The organism is Methyloceanibacter marginalis (assembly GCF_001723295.1).
Lineage (GTDB): Bacteria > Pseudomonadota > Alphaproteobacteria > Rhizobiales > Methyloligellaceae > Methyloceanibacter > Methyloceanibacter marginalis.
In genome coordinates this window covers 1-1,285 of record NZ_LPWD01000309.1, presented here as the reverse complement: position 1 = coordinate 1,285, position 1,285 = coordinate 1, and the positions used below count along the sequence as shown (strand labels likewise).

Sequence of the window (1,285 nt, the reverse complement as noted above, 5' to 3'; positions counted from 1 at the left end):
CGCGTCGCCAGCCAAGCGCGCGGCCGCCATGAAGAAAAAAGGCAAGTACGATTATTATCGTCTCGGCGTGTCCCCGAGCGGGGTGTGGCACTACTTCATTCAGTAGATTTGCTCAGGCGCGTTGCGGAAGCGCTTCGCCGAAACGCACCGGGGCACCCGCCGCCTGTCCCAGTTCGCCATCCCACATGGCACGACGTCCGCGGACGATAGTGCCAACCGGCCAGCCCTTGAGCTTGTGCCCGGCAAACGGCGTCCAACCGCATTTGCTGCCAATCCACGCGTCCTCGACGACCCGCTCGGCCTTGAGATCGACAATCGTCAAGTCTGCGTCGTAGCCGACGGCGATGCGTCCCTTGCCGGCGATGCCGAACAGACGCTGCGGGCCGGCACTGGTGAGGTCGACGAAACGGGCAAGGCTCAGGCGGCCCGCGTTCACGTGATCGAGCATCACAGGCACAAGCGTCTGCACGCCGGGCATGCCCGAAGGCGTGGCGGGATAGCTGCCGCTCTTCTCTTCGAGTGTGTGCGGGGCATGGTCCGAGCCGAGCACATCGACAACGCCTTGCTGCAGGCCCCACCACAGAATCTCCTGATGGGCGCGATCCCGCAGCGGCGGGTTCATCTGCGCGCGCGTCCCTAGCCGCTCATAGGCGTCGGGCGTCGCGAGTGTCAGATGCTGCGGCGTGACCTCGACGCTCGCCACGTCCTTGTGCAGCGACAGCAGTTCCATCTCCGCGCCGGTCGACACGTGAAGAATGTGAATGCGCTTTCCCGCCTCGGTGGCGAGGCGCAACAGTCTCTCGGTCGAGGCCAGCGCCGCAGTCACGTCGCGCCATTCCGAGTGGCTCGACGGGTCGCCCTCGCGCTGCGCAGAGACGCGCTCCTTGAGCCGCGACTCGCACTCGGAATGGAAGGCGCAGCGGCGCCTGATCGTGTCGAGCAGGCGCGCCAGCTCTTCCTCGTCATCGACGAGCAAATCGCCGGTGGAGGAGCCGGCGAAAATTTTGACACCCGCCGCGCCGGGCAGGCATTCAAGTTCGTCGAGGTCGTCGATATTGTCGTGGGTGGCGCCGACAAAGAACGCGAAGTCGCAATGCATGCGGTTCGTGGCGGCGGCTACCTTGGCGGCCAAGGCCTCGGCGCTGGTTGTAGGCGGCTTGGTGTTGGGCATCTCGAATACGGCCGTGACGCCGCCGAGCACCGCCGAGCGGCTGCCGGTCTCCAGATCTTCCTTGTGCTCCATGCCGGGCTCGCGAAAATGAACCTGGGTGTCGATGACGCCGGG

The 1,285-nt window shown here is 65.6% G+C and carries 1 protein-coding gene; it reads right to left on the bottom strand.

Going from position 1 to position 1,285, the window contains the following annotated elements; all coding sequences use genetic code 11:
• Positions 1-112 precede the first annotated feature (112 nt).
• Positions 113-1,285: dihydroorotase (locus AUC71_RS11465; RefSeq protein ID WP_069624372.1), on the bottom strand; the 1,173-nt coding region annotated here is incomplete at its 5' end.